We start from the raw sequence: 15,086 nt of genomic DNA on the forward strand, positions 1-15,086 counted from the left end.
CACGACCGCCCGGAGGTGCGCATGGACCAGCCGCTGCTCACGCGGGACCGCTCCGCCCTGCCCGTCCACGCCGAGGGCCTGCACGCGTACGTCGGCGAGGACGGCGTCGCCGTCCTGGAGTTCGCCCGCCCGCACCGGCGCAACGCGGTGACCCTGGCGATCTGGCGGGAGCTGCCCGAGGTGCTGATGCGCCTCGCCGAGCGGCCGGGGGTGCGCGCCCTGCTGCTCACCGGCGCCGGCGGCACCTTCAGCGCGGGTGCGGACATCACCGAACTCGCCGAGGTGTACGGCGATCCGGAGCGCGCGGACGCCTACCACGCGGTCAACGTCGCCGCCGAGGAGGCGCTGGCGGCCTTCCCGCATCCGACCATCGCCGTGGTCCAGGGCGCCTGCGTGGGCGGCGGCTGCCAGCTGGCCGTCGCGTGCGACCTGCGGTTCGTCGCCGAGGACGCCCGGCTGGGGATCACCCCGGCCAAGCTCGGCGTGGTCTACCCGGCGGTGCCGACGCTGCGGCTGGCCCGGCTGGTCGGCCCGGCCCGCGCCAAGTACCTGCTGTTCTCCGGCGAGTTGGTGGCGGGCCGCGACGCGCTGCCGCTGGGCCTCGCCGAGCGGGTCCTGCCGGGAGCCGAACTGGACGCCGCGGCACTGGAGTTCGCCCGGCTGCTGACCCGGCGCTCGGCCCAGACGATCGGCGCGGTGAAGGCCGCGCTGGCCGTCCCGGCGGAGCAGGCCGCGCAGGCGCTGGCGCCCTGGGAGCGCCGCTCCCGGGAGGCCTCGGACGTGCACGAGGGGCTGGCCGCGTTCCTGGCGGGCCGCCCGGCGCGGTTCTGAGCGGATCGGCCCGACCGCAGCGGGCCGACGCGGACCGGGCCGACAGCAGCCGGCCGACGCGGACCCGTCGACGCGGACCGGGCCGGTGGGCGCCCAACCGGCGGCCCGCGTACGATCATCCGACCGGCGCGCCGAGCCGTCGGACCGCCCCCTCCCCACCGTCCCCACCGGAGCAGCAACCCCGATGACCGAGGCCACGACCGCCCCCACCAGCCGGACGATCTGGGCCCGCCGGGTCACCGACGGCGTCGAGCCGAAGAACGTGATCATCGCGCTGCTCCCGCTGCTCGGCTGCGTCCGCTACGGCTGGGCCGGCCTCGGCTGGGCGGTCTTCGCGGCCCTGTTCGCGGCCGTCATCCCGACCCTGTTCATCCAGCGCGGCATCCGCAAGGGCACCCTGGAGGACCGCCACGTCGGCCACCGGCAGCGCCGGCTGACCGTCATCCCGTTCATCATGGGCTCGGTCGCGACCGCCTTCGCGGCGATGCTCTGGCTGGACGCCCCGGCCGACCTGACCGCGATGGTGCTGGCGATGTTCGCCTCGCTGATCCCGATCCTGGTGATCACCGTCTGGTGGAAGGTCTCCGTGCACACCGCCGTCGCCGCGGGCGCGGTGGTCTGCCTCGGGATCGCGCTCGGCCCGCTGTGGCTGCTGCTCTCCCCGCTGGTCGCGGTGATCGGCTGGTCCCGGGTGGTGCTGCGGGACCACACCACCGCGCAGACCATCGTCGGCGCGGCGGTGGGCGCGCTCACCGCCGGGCTCACCTTCTGGGCGGCCCGTTAGGGCTTGCCGAGCCCGGTCGGGTCGGCCCCCGGCGGGGCCGGCCCCGCCAGGCGTCAGCGGATCGGCATCCCGGATATCGCCCGGGCGATCACCAGCCGCTGGATCTCGCTGGTCCCCTCGAAGATCGAGTAGATCGCGCTGTCCCGGTGCATCCGCTCCACCGGGTACTCCCGGGTGAAGCCGTTGCCGCCGAGGATCTGCATCGCCTGCGCGGTGACCCACTTGGCCGTCTCCCCCGCGTACAGCTTGGACATCGAGCCCTCGGCCGCGGTGAACGGCTGGTTGTTGGCGGCCATCCAGGAGGCCCGCCACACCAGCAGCCGGGAGGCGTCGATCCGGGTCTTCATGTCGGCGAGCTGGAAGGCCACGCCCTGGTTGTCGATGATCGGGCGGCCGAACTGCTCGCGGGTCTTCGCGTAGTCCAGCGCCACCTCGTACGCGGCCCGGGCGATGCCGATCGCCTGCGCGCCGACGGCGGGCCGGGAGGCCTCGAAGGTGGCCATCGCCGCGTTGCCCCTGCCGCCCGAGCGCTTGACGCCCTCGCGGGCCCGGGCCAGCCGCTCGTCCAGCTTCTCCTTGCCGCCGAGCAGGCAGCTGCCGGGCACCCGGACGCCGTCCAGCACCACCTCGGCGGTGTGCGAGGCGCGGATGCCGTGCTTCTTGAACTTCTGGCCCTGGCTCAGCCCGGGGGTGCCCGGCGGGACGACGAAGGAGGCGTGCCCGCGCGCGCCGAGGTCCGCGTCGACGGTGGCGACGACGACGTGGACGGCGGCGATCCCGCCGTTGGTGGCCCAGGTCTTGGTGCCGTTCAGCACCCACTCGTCCTTGGCCTCGTCGTACACCGCCCGGGTGCGCAGCGCGGAGACGTCGGAGCCGGCGTCCGGCTCGGAGGAGCAGAACGCGGCCACCTTGAGGTCGTCCGGGGTGCCGAACATCTGCGGGGTCCAGGTGCCGATCTGCTCGTCGGTGCCGTTGGCGAGCACCGCGACGGCGGCCAGGGTGGTGCCGACGATGGACAGCCCGATGCCCGCGTCGCCCCAGAACAGCTCCTCCATGGCGATCGGGATGCCGACGCCGGAGGGGTCGAAGTACTGCTGGGCGTAGAAGTCCAGTGAGTAGATGCCCAGCTTGGCGGCCTCCTGGATGATCGGCCAGGGGGTCTCCTCGCGCTCGTCCCACTCGGCCGCGGCGGGGCGGACGACGTCCGCGGCGAAGCCGTGCAGCCAGTCGCGTACGGCGAGCTGGTCCGCGCCCGGGTCCAGCGAGAACGTGCTGCTCATGGTGCTTTCCTCCGAAGAAGGGTGCGGCCGACCGGGGGTGTTACCTCGGGTAACATCGTCGGAGTCTGCTACTGATTGGTAACCGGTGTCAACGCCCGGCACCGCCCCCGCACCACCCCGTACACCACCGACCGCGAGGAGCAGCGCATGTCCCGAGAGCCCCGCCGCGAGCAGTTGCTCAACGCCGCCGACCGGGTCATCCAGCGGGACGGGCCGACGGCCAGCATGAACGCCATCGCCGCCGAGGCCGGCATCACCAAACCGATCCTCTACCGGCACTTCGGCGACCGGAACGGCCTGATCAGCGCCCTCACCGAGCGCCACACCAGCGGCCTGCTGGCCGCCATCCGGGCCGCCCTCGCCGAACCGCTGGAGCGCCGCGACCGGGTCGAGCACGTCCTGGACACCTACCTGGCCGGGATCGAGGCCCGCCCGCAGGTGTACCGGCTGCTCACCCACCCCGAACCGGGCGACCCGGGCGGGGTCGGCAACGCGCTCGCCCCCGCGCTGCGGCAGATCGCCGAGGAGATCACCCGGGCCGTCCAGAGCCAGGTCGACCTCGGCGCCGACCGCGACCTGCTCGCCGAGGCCTGGGGCCGGGGCATCACCGGCATGGTGCTGGCGGCCGGCGACTGGTGGCTGAACAGCAGACCCTGCTCGCGCACCCGCATGGTGCAGGCGCTCGCCGACCTGCTCTGGGGCCGCCTGGCCGCCGCCGCGGACCGGCCCACCCCCGCCCTGCCGACCCCTCCGGTCGAACCCGCCGACTGAACCCGCCGGCTGAACTCCTCTCCAGCGCAGCCCCCTTGCGCCGCCCACCGCAGTCCGGGCATCATCGGGCCCCCACCCCTTCGCCGCGTGCCCCCGCGAGGTCCCGATGCACCTGCGCCGCACCGTCGTCGCCCTCCTGCTCGCCGCCGCCGCGGCCCTCACCGCCGCACCCGCCACCCCCGCGGCCGCACACGGCGGCCCGCCCGCGCGGTTCCCCGCCGGTACGGTCACCGGCCCCGACGGCCGCACCGCCTTCACCGACGCCCAGGGCCGCCGCCTTCAACTGCGCGGCTTCAACCTGGACAAGTACGCCGAGGCCACCGAGGCCGACGTCACGTCCCTGGCCGCACAGGGCTTCACCCTGATCCGGGTGGCGGTCTCCTGGACCAGGCTGGAGCCCGTCCGCGGCCACCTCGACCCGGCCGAACTGCACCGCCTGCGCCAACTCCTCGGCTGGGCCGACCGGTACGGCCTGCTCGCCCTGATCGACTTCCACCAGGACGTCTACGGGCCGAAGTTCGGCGGCGGCGACCGCGGCATCCCGCCCTGGGCCACCCGGGACGACGGCCTGCCGTTCACCCCCGACCCGGACGACTGGTTCGCCGGCTACTTCCAGCCCGCCGTCCAGGCCGCCTTCCGCCACCTCTACGACGACCCCGACCTGCGTGCCTGGCAGGCCGACTTCTACACCCGGCTCGCCCTCGAACTGCGCGGCCACCGCTCGCTGCTGGGCTACGACCTGTTCAACGAGCCGTTCGGCCCGGTGGACGGCGACCCGACCGACCCGGCCGTGCTCGCCGCCGCCTCCGCCGCCCTCGAACAGGGCCGGCTCGCCGACATGTACCGCCGCCTGATCGCCGCCGTGCGCCGGGTCGACACCCGCGCCTGGCTGTTCGTCGAACCGACCGTCCTGGTCGGCCAGGGCGTGCCCACCCGGTTGCCCGGCTTCGAGGACCCGCGCCCCGGCCCGGCCCGGCTCGGCTACGCGCCGCACTTCTACGACACCGCGGTCGAGAACGGCGCCGACTGGGACCCGTCCGACGGCTTCGTCGAGCGCTACACCGCCGCGATCGCCGCCTACCCCGCCGCCCACCGCCTGCCGGTCCTGGTCGGCGAGTGGGGCCCGCCCGACTCCCGCAGGCCGGGCAACACCCAGCTGGTCCGCCGACAGGTCGCCGCCATGGACGGCTTCGCCGAGGGCTGGACCATGTGGTACTGGTGCCGCGGCACCGGCGGCTACTGCGCGCTCGACCCGGCCGGGCACCCCGCCCCCGGTGACGAGCCCGCCTTCGGCCCGTACCCGGCGGCCGTCGCCGGGGCCGGGGTGAGCACCACCGCCACACCCACCGGGCACACCGTCCGCTGGAGCGCCGACGGCACCCGGCACAGCACCGAACTCGTCCTGCCCCCGGCGGCGTTCCCCCGCGGCGCCCGGGTCGCCGCCACCCCCGCCACCGCCCGCGTCGACGTCGAGCAGCCGTACGGCGGGCGGGCCGGCACCGTCCGGATCCGGCTCCCGCACACGAGCCCGGGCACCCCGGTGACGGTGACGGTCACGCCGAGCTGACCGCCACCGGGGCGCACCCGACGGACAATCGCTAGGCCAGCCCCCGCCGCGCCAGCAGCGGCCCGGTCTCCGGCGCCCGGCCGACCACCGCGCGGAAGGACTCCAGCGGGTCCCGGCTGAAGCCGCGCGCCAGCAGCTCGCGCCGGAACAGCTCGCCGCTCTCCCGCACCGGGCGCCCGTTGCCCTCGAACCACTGCACGGTGTCGGCGTCCAGCACCTCCGACCAGATGTACGCGTAGTACCCGGCGCTGTAGCCGCTGGAGAAGATGTGCTGGAAGTACGCCGTCCGGTAGCGCGGCGGGATCGCCGGCACCGCGATCCCGGCCTCCGCCAGCACCCGCGCCTCGAACTCCTCGGCGTCCTCGATCTCCCCGCCCTGCGGCACGGTGTGCCAGGCCCAGTCCAGCAGCGTCGCCGCCAGGTACTCCACCGTCCGGAAGCCCTCCCCAAAGCCCTCGGCCGCCGCCATCCGCTCGACCAGCGCGGCCGGCAGCGACTCCCCGGTCACGTGGTGGCGCGCGTAGCCGGCCAGCACCTCCGGCCGGACCATCCACATCTCGTTGACCTGCGAGGGGAACTCGACGAAGTCCCGGGGCACCGCGGTGCCCGCGAACAGCGGGTACCGCACGTCCGAGAACAGCCCGTGCAGCGCGTGCCCGAACTCGTGGAAGAGCGTGCGCACCTCGTCCCAGGCCAGCAGCACCGGCTCGCCCGGCGCGGGGCGCGCGATGTTCAGGTTGTTCAGCACCACCGGGCGCCGGCCGGTCAGCCCCGACTGGCCCACCAGCTCGTCCATCCAGGCGCCGCCGCGCTTGGACGCCCGGGCGTGGAAGTCGCCGATGAACAGGCCCAGCGAACCGCCGTCCTCCTCGAACACCTCGAAGACCCGCGCGTCCGGGTGGTAGGCGGTCAGGTCCGGCCGCTCGGTGAAGGTCAGCCCGTACGCCAGCTTCGCGGCGAGGAACACGCCGTCGTGCAGCACCCGCTCCAGCTCGAAGTACGGGCGCAGCACCGCCGCGTCCACCTGGTACGACTCCTGCCGCACCTTCTCCGAGTAGTACGCCCAGTCGTGCGCGGCGATCTCCTCGATCCCGTCCGCGGCCGCCACCTTGGCCAGCTCGGCGGCCTCCCGGCGGGCGTTGGCCACCGCCGGCCCCACCAGCCGGGCGAGCAGCCCGGACACCGCCTCCACCGTGCCGGCGGTCTCGTCCTCGACCACGTACGCGGCGTGGCTCGGGTGCCCCAGCAGCGCGGCCCGCTCGGCGCGCAGCGCGGCCATCCGGATCGCCAGCGGGCCGTTGACCGCCGCGCCCCGGCCGAGCGAGGCCGCGAGCAGCCGCTCGCGCACCGACCGGTCGGTGAGCAGCGCCAGTTCGGGCTGGCCGGAGGTGCTCTTCAGGGACAGCACGAACCGGCCCTCGTGGCCGAGCACCCGGGCGTTCTCCGCAGCGGCGGCGACCGCGTCCGCGGACAGCCCGTCCAGCTCCTCGGCCGTGTCCACGACCAGCGCGGCGGCCTTGGTGGCGGCGTTCACGTTCTGCTGGAACGTCGTTCCGAGCGCGGCGAGTTCGGCGTTCAGCCCGCGCAGCCGGGCCTGCTCGGCCTCGCCCAGCCGGGCGCCGGAGCGGACGAAGCGGGTGTGCCGGGTCTCCAGCAGCCGCAGCGACTCCGGGTCCAGGCCCAGCTCGGCGCGGCGCCCGTACAGCTCCTCGATCCGGGCGAACAGCGCGCGGTCCAGGTGGATCGCGTCGTGGTGCGCGGCCAGCAGCGGGCTCACCTCGGCGTCCACCTCGTCGACCAGCTCGCTGGTGTCGGAGGCCGACTGGTTGCGGAACACCGCGTCCACCCGGCGCAGCAGCTCCCCGGAGCGCTCCAGGGCGACCAGGGTGTTGTCCACGGTCGGCGGCTGCGGATCGGCGGTGATCGCCGCGATCTCGGCCAACTGCTCGGCCATCCCGCGCTCGTAGGCGGGCAGGTAGTGCTCCGGCCGGATCGCGGCGAAGGGCGGCAGTTCGTAGACCAGGGCGCTGGGCTTGAAGAACGGGTTCTCGGTCATTTCGCCGACCATACGCCGTGTCCCCGACCCTGCCTATGCGCCCCCGCCCCCGGGACATGCCCGTTGTCGTACCCACCCGTTAACGTCGAGGTCGGACACCCGTAGACCGCACATCCGTGCCCGTACCCGCACGCCCGACCAGCGCGCCGGAGAGGAGACGCCCCCGTGGCACCCAGGACGGCCCTCGCCCCCGATCCGCACGGCCCGGGCGGCCGGCTCCAGCCGCTCGACGACGCCGGCACCCCGCTCGGTCCGCCCGAGCGCGTCCCCGACCTCGCCGCCGCCGTCGCCGCCCGGAAGGCCGCCGGGAGCACTCGTCCGCTGGGGCCCCGCTGGGTGTGGGCCGCCGCCGAGAGCGCCTACGCGCCGCTGCTGCCCCGGCTGCCCGACCGGCTCGCCCGCTGCCACGACCTGCGCCTCGTCGAGGCCCTGCTGCTCACGCGCGAGGGCCGGCTCGGCGCGCCGCGCTCGCTCGGCGCCGCCTGGTCCCGGCTGCGCGGCCTGCCCGTCCCGGACGACCTGCCCGAGCCCGGCTCCGCCGAGTCCGACGACGGGCAGGACACCCTGTTCGCCCCCGACCGGCTGCAACTGCCGCCCGGCGCCGACCCGCTGGCCGCCGTCGTCGCCGTCCACGCCGAACAGCAGCGCCGGCTCGCCGCGATCGCCGACCCGGCCGCCCGGCAGCGGTTCCGGCTGCTGGTCGCCGCCGAGTCCGCCGGGGCGCTGGTGGCCGCCGAGATGGCGTACGACGGGCTGCCCTGGCGCGGCGACGTCCACGACCGGCTGCTGACGGAGCTCCTCGGCCCCCGCCCGACCGTCCCCGGCACCCAGCCGCGACTGCTCGCCGAACTCTCCGCCGAGCTCCAACAGGCCCTCGGCGGGCGCCCGTTCAACCCCGACTCGCACACCCAGGTACTGCGCGCCTTCGCCGAGAACGGCATCCAGCTCAGCTCCACCCGCTCCTGGGAGCTCAAGCGCGTCGACCACCCGGCCGCCGCGCTGCTGATCCGCTACAAGGAGCTGTCCCGGATCCACGCCGCGCACGGCTGGGCCTGGCAGGACGCCTGGGCCCGCGGCGGCCGGTTCCGGCCCGAGTACGTGGTCGGCGGCGTGGTCTCCGGGCGCTGGGCCAGCCGCGGCGGCGGCGCGCTGCAGATCCCGCGCATCCTGCGCCGCGCCGTCGTCGCCGACCCCGGCTGGCTGCTGGTCGTCGCCGACGCCGCCCAACTGGAGCCCCGGGTGCTCGCCGCCCTCTCCCAGGACGCCGGGCTGGCCCGCACCGCCGCCGGCGGCGACCTGTACGAGGCGCTGGCCGCCAGCGCCTTCCAGGGCGACCGCGACAAGGCCAAACTCGGCCTGCTCGGCGCCATGTACGGGCAGACCAGCGGCGACATCGGCCCGCTGCTGAACACCCTGCACCACCGCTACCCCGCCGCGATGGGCTACGTCGAGGCCGCCGCCCGCACCGGCGAGGACGGCGGCGTGGTCGCCTCCCGGCTCGGCCGGGTCTGCCCGCCCGCCTCCGCCGAGTTCCTCGACCTCACCGAGGACCCCGGGACGGCCGGCGAGGCCGGCGGGCGGCAGGCGCGCGCCCGCGGCCGCTTCACCCGCAACTTCGTCATCCAGGCCAGCGCCGCCGACTGGGCGCTCGCCCTGCTCGCGGCCCTGCGCCGCCGGCTCAGCGCCCTGCCGGTGGCCGACCCGGCGGACCGGCCGCACCTGGTGTTCTTCCAGCACGACGAGGTGATCGTGCACACCCCGGCCAACCTCGCCGACGAGGTGGCGGCGGCGGTCGCCGAGTCCGCCGACGAGGCCCGGCACCTGGTCTTCGGCGACACCCCGGTCCGCTTCCCGCTCACCACCGCGGTGGTGGACTGCTACGCGGACGCCAAGTAGCCGACACCGACTCGGCCGGACGGGCCCTACAGCTTCCGGAAGCCCCGGGCGTCCTCGGCCGCCGCCACCACCTCGGCCAGCGCCGCCCCGGTCGAGGCGGTGACGGCGGCCGCCACCGCGCCCTCCACGAACGGTGCGTCCACCAGCCGCGCGCCCGGGCGCGGCTCGTCCTCCAGCACGGTGACGGCGGTGAGCACCGAACTCCCGAGGTCCGGCAGCACCACCACGCCCGCCCCGCCGTCCGCCTCGGCGACGGCCCGCGCGATCAGGTCGTAGCTGGTGCCGAGCCCGCCGTCCTCCGTCCCCGCCGCACACACCACCCGCACGCCGCCGGGGGCGAGTTCGACGAGCAGCTCGCGCAGTCCTGCGGCCAGCCGGGCGCTGTGCGAGACCAGGACGATACCTACGTGTTCGCTCATGCCTGCGACCCTACGACCGGACCCCACTACTCCGGGCGGGTGACGGGAAACCCGCGTGTCGCACCCCGTGCCCGCCACCCCCGGCTGGCGTAGCGTCGGGGCAGCGCCGTCTGCCGCACGGCCCGCCAAAGCGTCCTGACCGAGGGAGCGAAGAGCGTTGAAGAAGCTGATCAACACCCCGGAGAGCGTCCTGGAGGACGCGCTGGCCGGAGTCGCCGCCGCCCATCCCGAACTGACGGTGGACCTCCCCAACCGGGTGATCACCCGGGCCGCCCGCCCGGCCGCGCCCAAGGTCGCGGTGATCTCCGGCGGCGGCTCCGGGCACGAGCCGCTGCACGGCGGCTTCGTCGGCCCCGGCATGCTGGACGCCGCCTGCCCCGGCGAGATCTTCACCTCCCCGGTGCCGGACCAGATGCTGGCCGCCGCCAAGGCGGTGGAGAGCGGCGCCGGCGTCGTCTTCGTCGTGAAGAACTACACCGGCGACGTGATGAACTTCGAGCTCGCCGCCGAACTCGCCGCCGAGGAGGGCCTGGCGGTCCGCACCGTCCTGGTCGACGACGACGTCGCGGTCGAGGACTCCACCTGGACGGCCGGCCGCCGCGGCACCGGGGCGACCGTCCTGGTCGAGAAGACCATCGGGGCGCTGGCCGAGCGCGGCGCCCCGCTCGACGAGGTGGCCGCCCTGGGCGAGCGGGTCAACGCCGCCTCCCGTTCCTTCGCCATCGCGCTCACCGCGGCCACCGTCCCGGCCGCCGGCAAGCCCGGCTTCGACCTGCCGGAGGACGAGATCGAGGTCGGCGTCGGCATCCACGGCGAGCCCGGCCGCCGCCGCGAGAAGCTGCGCCCGGCCCGCGAGCTGGCCGCCGAGGTGGTCGACACCATCCTCGCCGACCGTCACCTGGCCCCGGGCGACGAGGTGATCGCCCTGCTCAACGGCCTCGGTGCGACTCCCCTGCTGGAGCTGTACATCGCCTACGGCGAGGTCGCCGCCCGGCTCGCCGAGCGCGGCATCACGGTGGCCCGCAGCCTGGTCGGCAACTACGTCACCAGCCTGGACATGGCCGGCTTCTCGCTCACCCTCACCAAGGCCGACGCGCAGTTGCTGGAGCTGTGGGACGCGCCCGTCGACACCCCCGCCCTCAAGCGGGCCTGAGCAGGGAGACGGCATGGACTTCGACACCCCGCTGTTCGACACCGCACTGGCCGAGGCCTGGATCCGCGCGATCGCCGCGGCCGTCGAGAAGGAGCAGGCCCGGCTCACCGAACTGGACTCGGCGATCGGCGACGGCGACCACGGCAGCAACCTCCACCGCGGCTTCAGCGCCGTCCTGGCCGCCCTCGACGACCTCCGGCCGGCCGGCCCCGGCACGGTCCTGACCAAGACGGGCAGCACGCTCATCTCCAAGGTCGGCGGCGCCTCCGGCCCGCTCTACGGCAAGGCCTTCCGCGCCATCGGCGCCGCCCTGCCCGACCCGGCCGGCCCGGCCGACGTCGCCGAGGCCCTGGCGGCCGGTCTGGACGCCGTCCGCGCGCTCGGCAAGGCCGCGCCCGGGGACAAGACCATCGTCGACGCCTACACCCCGGCCGTCGCCGCCTTCCGCGCCACGGCCGCCGCCGGTGCCGCCCTGCCCGAGGCCGCTGCCGCGGCCGCCGACGCCGCCGAGCAGGGCGCCCGCGACACCGTCCCGCTCCAGGCCCGCAAGGGCCGCGCCTCCTACCTCGGCGAACGCAGCATCGGCCACCAGGATCCGGGCGCCACCTCCACCGCCCTGCTCTTCCGCGCCCTCGCCGACGTCGCCGCGGGCTGAGGCCCACCGGCCGTCCGGGCCCGTCCCGTCCTCCTCCCCGCGCGGCCGCCCGTGCGGCGAGGAGGACTCGGGCAGCCCGCCCCTCAGCCGTCCGTCCTGGCGATCAGCAGCAGCAGCGCGTCGTCCCGCAGCTCCCCGCCCGTGTGCGCCAGCAGGTCCGCGTACACCCGCCCCACCGCCGCCTCCAGCTCCCCCGCCGAGCGCGCGGCGCCCCGCACCAGCGGCCCGACCCGCTCCGCCAGCGGGTAGAACTCCCCGCTCTTGTGGTGCCGTGCCTCGATCACCCCGTCCGTACAGAGCACCAGCACGTCCTCCGCCCCGAACGGCTGGTCCCAGCTGGCCGGCTCGCCGGCCGCCAACCGTCCGAGGCCCAGCGGCACCCACGGGTCGGGGGCGTCCAGCACGTGCGCCCGCCCGTCGCCGTCGACCCGGATCGGCGGGACGTGCCCGTACTGCAGCAGTTCCATCACCCCGGGCGAGCGGAACTCGGCGAACAGCGCGGTGGTGAACTCCCCGTCCGGCACGTGCCGCTCGACGCTGGCCTCGATCCGCGCCGCGACGCCCCGCAGCCCCGCCTCGTCGTACGCGGCCTCGCGGAACGCGCCCAGCACCACCGCGGCCGTCTGCACCGCGCCGAGCCCCTTGCCCCGGACGTCCCCGACCGCGACCCGGATCCCGTGCGGCGTCTCCAGCACCGAGTACAGGTCCCCGCCGATGAGTGAGGCGTCGGCCGCCGACACGTACCGGACAGCCAGCCGCAGCGGCCCGACCGTCGGCCCGGGCAGCCGCAGCAGGGCCCGCTGGGCCGCCTCGGCGACGGAGCTGACGGCCGCGAAGGCCGCCGCGCGCCGCATCCGGATCTTGGCGACCCAGGCGGAGAAGAGCGTCAACACGACGTAGCTGACCATCGCACCGTAAAGGAAGCGTGCGTCGTTGATGTTGTCGACCTCGTCGTAGTGGCTGAGCCCGAAGACCGCGAACAGGCCGAGCGAGCAGACCGCGAGCAGTTCACCCGGCTTGAGGGTGAGCGCGGCGATGGCCGGGACGACGGTCATCAGCGGCGCGAGGTAGCGGTCCTTGCCGGAGAGGAGGTCGGCGAGTGCGACCAGGAGGACGGCCAGCAGGGCCGGGCTGGCCCGCCGCCAGAACGGCACGTCCTGGAGGTCGGCGGCGAGCAGGGCGCCGCGCTGCCGCTCCGGCGACAGCCCCGCGGCGGCGGGAGCCGACGGGGACTGGGCACGACGGATCGGAAACACATATCGAACATAAGGGACGATCGCCGCGCCCAGCCATCCGCCTGCCCCACGTCGGGCCGCCGACCCGCCGCGAACCAGCCCCAATCATCACCGAATGTCCCATTTGTCATACAGTTCGACCAAAAGTGGCTACCCCGAGGAGGCCCGACCGGTGTCCGGATACCGCAACACCCCCCGCATCTCCGACGGAGATCCTGCGCGGGGTGCTCACCCCGGTCGGCCACATCCTGTGGACCGCGATCATCGGCGGGGTGCTGTTCCGCGAGCGGCGCGGCGGGCGCTTCCGCTTCACCGCCCCGGTCATCGTCACCTACCTGGGTGTATCGCTGCTGCACGCGCTCTGGGACAGCATGAACGGCATCGCCGTCTGGCTGGTCGCCAGGACCACCGCGAGCGAGTGGCAGCGCGCGCTGTTCGCCCTCGGCCACATGCCCGACCCGACCACCGAGCAGGTGCAACCTGTACACCTGCTACGACACGGCCGGGCTGATCATGGTCTCCTTGGGCGGGCTGCTCTGGCTGCGACTGCTGGTCCGGCGCGAGCGCGGGGCGCCGATCCCGGCCCAGCTCCCGGCCTCCCCGGCCTGAGCCGGTCGGCCGCATACGCTCTGCTGTCGGGCGCGCCCGCGAGGCGCGCCCCCCACCCGCCCCTCCGGGGAATACCCCAGAGGGGTACGGTGTCAGCAGAGTAGAGCCCGGGCCGACGCCCGGGGCAGCACACCTCCCGGAGGCCCGGATGTCCAGCACCATCACCTACACCGTGACCGGCATGAGCTGCGGCCACTGCGAGAACGCGATCAGCGAGGAGCTCTCCGCCCTGGCGGGCGTCACCGAGGTCGCCGCCGACGCCAAGGCCGGCACCGTGACGGTCTCCTCCCTCGCCCCGCTGGACGACGAGCAGATCCGCAGCGCCGTCGACGAGGCCGGCTACGAGCTGGTCGGCCGCAGCGCCTGAGGTTCGTCCGGTACGGCGGGGCCCGGGCAGCGGCCCCCGCCGTACGCCCCACCAAGGAGCTGATGCGCATGAGTACAACCGTCCCGGGCGTCCACGGCGCAGCCGGCGCCCAGGCACGGGACCGGGTCGAGCTGTCGATCGGCGGGATGACGTGCGCCTCCTGCGCGGCCCGGATCGAGAAGAAGCTCAACCGGATGGACGGCGTCGAGGCCACCGTCAACTTCGCCACCGAGAAGGCCCGGGTCGACTACGGCCCCGGGGTGACGGTCGAGGACCTGATCGCCACGGTCGAGCGCACCGGCTACAGCGCCGAGCCCCCGCCGCCCCCGGCGCCCGCCGCCCCCGCGCCGGTCGGCGCCGACACCACCACCGACCGGCCCGCCGCCGACCCCCTGCTCGACCGGCTGCTGATCAGCGCCGTCCTCAGCGTCCCGGTGGTCATGCTGTCGATGATCCCGGCCCTGCAGTTCACCAACTGGCAGTGGCTGGCCTTCGCGCTCACCGGCCCGGTCGTGGTCCACGGCGGTCTGCCGTTCCACCGCGCCGCCTGGACCAGTCTCAAGCACGGCGCCGCGACCATGGACACCCTGGTCTCGCTCGGCACCCTGGCCGCCTTCGGCTGGTCGTTCTGGGCGCTGTTCTGGGGCCACGCCGGCAGGCCCGGCATGCGCCACGACTTCTCGCTGTCGATCGGCGACACCGACGCCTCCTCCACCCTCTACCTGGAGACGGCCGCCGCCGTCACCGTACTGATCCTGCTCGGCCGCTACCTGGAGGCCCGCTCCAAGCGCCGGGCCGGCGCCGCCCTGCACGCCCTGCTCGACCTCGGCGCCAAGGACGTGTCCGTCCTCCGGCGGGGCCGCGAGGTCCGGATCCCGATCGGGGATCTGGCCGTGGGCGACCGGTTCGTGGTGCGGCCGGGCGAGAAGATCGCCACCGACGGCGTGGTGGTCGACGGCGGCTCGGCGGTGGACGCGTCGATGCTCACCGGGGAGTCGGTGCCGGTGGAGGTCTCCGTCGGCGACGGCGTCACCGGTGCCACCGTCAACGCGGGCGGCCGCCTGGTCGTCGAGGCGACCAAGGTCGGCACGGACACCCAGCTGTCCCGGATGGCCCGGCTGGTCGAGGACGCGCAGAACGGCAAGGCCGCCGCGCAGCGCCTCGCGGACCGGATCTCCGCCGTCTTCGTCCCCGTCGTCATCCTGATCGCGCTCGCCACCCTGGTCGGCCGGCTGCTGGTCTCGAACAGCCCCACCGAGGCGTTCACCGCCGCCGTGGCCGTGCTGATCATCGCCTGCCCGTGCGCCCTGGGCCTGGCCACCCCGACCGCGCTCATGGTCGGCACCGGCCGCGGCGCCCAGCTGGGCATCCTGATCAAGGGCCCGGAGGTGCTGGAGTCCACCCGCAAGGTCGACACCATCGTCCTGGACAAGACCGGCACCGTCACCACCGGCCGGATGACC

The 15,086-nt window shown here is 75.0% G+C and carries 14 protein-coding genes; 10 read left to right on the top strand and 4 right to left on the bottom strand.

Translation table 11 applies throughout. The annotated features are described in order from the left end of the window. Positions 1–21: 21 nt before the first annotated feature. Together ACIOJE_RS36570 and ACIOJE_RS36575 are read left to right on the top strand one after the other, a co-directional pair. The gene (locus tag ACIOJE_RS36570; protein WP_280684335.1) at positions 22–831 is read left to right on the top strand and encodes an enoyl-CoA hydratase/isomerase family protein; all 810 of its coding nucleotides are present in this window, start codon (positions 22–24) and stop codon (positions 829–831) included. Positions 832–1,015: 184 nt separating this feature from the next. After that, a complete protein-coding gene (locus ACIOJE_RS36575; RefSeq protein ID WP_280684333.1) occupies positions 1,016–1,615 on the top strand; it encodes a hypothetical protein in 600 nt (199 codons plus the stop codon). Between the two features lie 53 nt (positions 1,616–1,668). On the opposite strand, the gene ACIOJE_RS36580 is transcribed toward ACIOJE_RS36575, so the two are convergent. Continuing rightward, a complete protein-coding gene (locus ACIOJE_RS36580) occupies positions 1,669–2,895 on the bottom strand; it encodes an acyl-CoA dehydrogenase family protein (protein WP_280684331.1) in 1,227 nt (408 codons plus the stop codon). A gap of 147 nt (positions 2,896–3,042) precedes the next feature. Here ACIOJE_RS36580 and ACIOJE_RS36585 point away from each other — a divergent pair, with 147 nt between their 5' ends. Then, positions 3,043–3,666, top strand: coding sequence for a TetR family transcriptional regulator (locus ACIOJE_RS36585; RefSeq protein ID WP_280684329.1), 624 nt, complete (start codon positions 3,043–3,045; stop codon positions 3,664–3,666). Positions 3,667–3,772: 106 nt separating this feature from the next. Next, on the top strand, positions 3,773–5,233 hold the full coding sequence (locus ACIOJE_RS36590) for a cellulase family glycosylhydrolase (protein ID WP_400782473.1): 1,461 nt from the start codon (positions 3,773–3,775) through the stop codon (positions 5,231–5,233). A 31-nt stretch (positions 5,234–5,264) separates the two neighbouring features. On the opposite strand, the gene ACIOJE_RS36595 is transcribed toward ACIOJE_RS36590, so the two are convergent. Further along, positions 5,265–7,289 (bottom strand): M3 family metallopeptidase, encoded by a 2,025-nt coding sequence (locus ACIOJE_RS36595; protein WP_400782476.1) that lies wholly within the window; start codon positions 7,287–7,289, stop codon positions 5,265–5,267. Positions 7,290–7,454: 165 nt separating this feature from the next. On the opposite strand from ACIOJE_RS36595, the gene ACIOJE_RS36600 reads away from it, so the two are divergent. Continuing rightward, the gene (locus ACIOJE_RS36600) at positions 7,455–9,185 is read left to right on the top strand and encodes a bifunctional 3'-5' exonuclease/DNA polymerase (RefSeq protein ID WP_400782478.1); all 1,731 of its coding nucleotides are present in this window, start codon (positions 7,455–7,457) and stop codon (positions 9,183–9,185) included. Positions 9,186–9,211: 26 nt separating this feature from the next. Here the strand turns inward: ACIOJE_RS36600 and dhaM are convergent, their stop codons facing one another. After that, entirely contained in the window at positions 9,212–9,604 is a 393-nt protein-coding gene (dhaM, locus tag ACIOJE_RS36605; RefSeq protein WP_280684321.1) for a dihydroxyacetone kinase phosphoryl donor subunit DhaM, read from the bottom strand. Positions 9,605–9,761: 157 nt separating this feature from the next. Between dhaM and dhaK the strand changes: the two genes are divergently transcribed. Continuing rightward, positions 9,762–10,757, top strand: coding sequence for a dihydroxyacetone kinase subunit DhaK (gene dhaK / locus ACIOJE_RS36610; protein ID WP_280684319.1), 996 nt, complete (start codon positions 9,762–9,764; stop codon positions 10,755–10,757). A 13-nt stretch (positions 10,758–10,770) separates the two neighbouring features. Beyond that, positions 10,771–11,412 carry a dihydroxyacetone kinase subunit DhaL gene (gene dhaL, locus ACIOJE_RS36615; RefSeq protein WP_400782482.1) on the top strand — a complete coding sequence of 214 codons (642 nt, stop codon included), beginning with the start codon at positions 10,771–10,773 and terminating at the stop codon, positions 11,410–11,412. A gap of 83 nt (positions 11,413–11,495) precedes the next feature. On the opposite strand, the gene ACIOJE_RS36620 is transcribed toward dhaL, so the two are convergent. Continuing rightward, positions 11,496–12,668, bottom strand: a complete 1,173-nt coding sequence (locus tag ACIOJE_RS36620) for a PP2C family protein-serine/threonine phosphatase (protein ID WP_280684316.1) — start codon at positions 12,666–12,668, stop codon at positions 11,496–11,498. A gap of 203 nt (positions 12,669–12,871) precedes the next feature. Between ACIOJE_RS36620 and ACIOJE_RS36625 the strand changes: the two genes are divergently transcribed. The 3 genes from ACIOJE_RS36625 to ACIOJE_RS36635 form a co-directional block, all read left to right on the top strand. Beyond that, positions 12,872–13,360: a hypothetical protein gene (locus tag ACIOJE_RS36625; RefSeq protein WP_400782485.1), complete on the top strand. Its 489-nt coding sequence runs from the start codon at positions 12,872–12,874 to the stop codon at positions 13,358–13,360. A gap of 44 nt (positions 13,361–13,404) precedes the next feature. After that, positions 13,405–13,623: a heavy-metal-associated domain-containing protein gene (locus tag ACIOJE_RS36630; protein ID WP_280684313.1), complete on the top strand. Its 219-nt coding sequence runs from the start codon at positions 13,405–13,407 to the stop codon at positions 13,621–13,623. Positions 13,624–13,691: 68 nt separating this feature from the next. Then, positions 13,692–15,086: heavy metal translocating P-type ATPase (locus tag ACIOJE_RS36635; protein WP_400782487.1), on the top strand; the 1,395-nt coding region annotated here is incomplete at its 3' end.

It is taken from the genome of Kitasatospora sp. NPDC087861, assembly GCF_044742585.1.
Classification (GTDB): domain Bacteria; phylum Actinomycetota; class Actinomycetes; order Streptomycetales; family Streptomycetaceae; genus Kitasatospora.

Bases quoted from the DNA above. Each gene is read 5' to 3' on its own strand.
- ACIOJE_RS36570 (WP_280684335.1), top strand. From the start codon at position 22: ATGGACCAGCCGCTGCTCACGCGGGACCGCTCCGCCCTGCCCGTCCAC.
- ACIOJE_RS36575 (WP_280684333.1), top strand. From the start codon at position 1,016: ATGACCGAGGCCACGACCGCCCCCACCAGCCGGACGATCTGGGCCCGC.
- ACIOJE_RS36580 (WP_280684331.1), bottom strand. From the start codon at position 2,895: ATGAGCAGCACGTTCTCGCTGGACCCGGGCGCGGACCAGCTCGCCGTA.
- ACIOJE_RS36585 (WP_280684329.1), top strand. From the start codon at position 3,043: ATGTCCCGAGAGCCCCGCCGCGAGCAGTTGCTCAACGCCGCCGACCGG.
- ACIOJE_RS36590 (WP_400782473.1), top strand. From the start codon at position 3,773: ATGCACCTGCGCCGCACCGTCGTCGCCCTCCTGCTCGCCGCCGCCGCG.
- ACIOJE_RS36595 (WP_400782476.1), bottom strand. From the start codon at position 7,289: ATGACCGAGAACCCGTTCTTCAAGCCCAGCGCCCTGGTCTACGAACTG.
- dhaM (WP_280684321.1), bottom strand. From the start codon at position 9,604: ATGAGCGAACACGTAGGTATCGTCCTGGTCTCGCACAGCGCCCGGCTG.
- dhaL (WP_400782482.1), top strand. From the start codon at position 10,771: ATGGACTTCGACACCCCGCTGTTCGACACCGCACTGGCCGAGGCCTGG.
- ACIOJE_RS36630 (WP_280684313.1), top strand. From the start codon at position 13,405: ATGTCCAGCACCATCACCTACACCGTGACCGGCATGAGCTGCGGCCAC.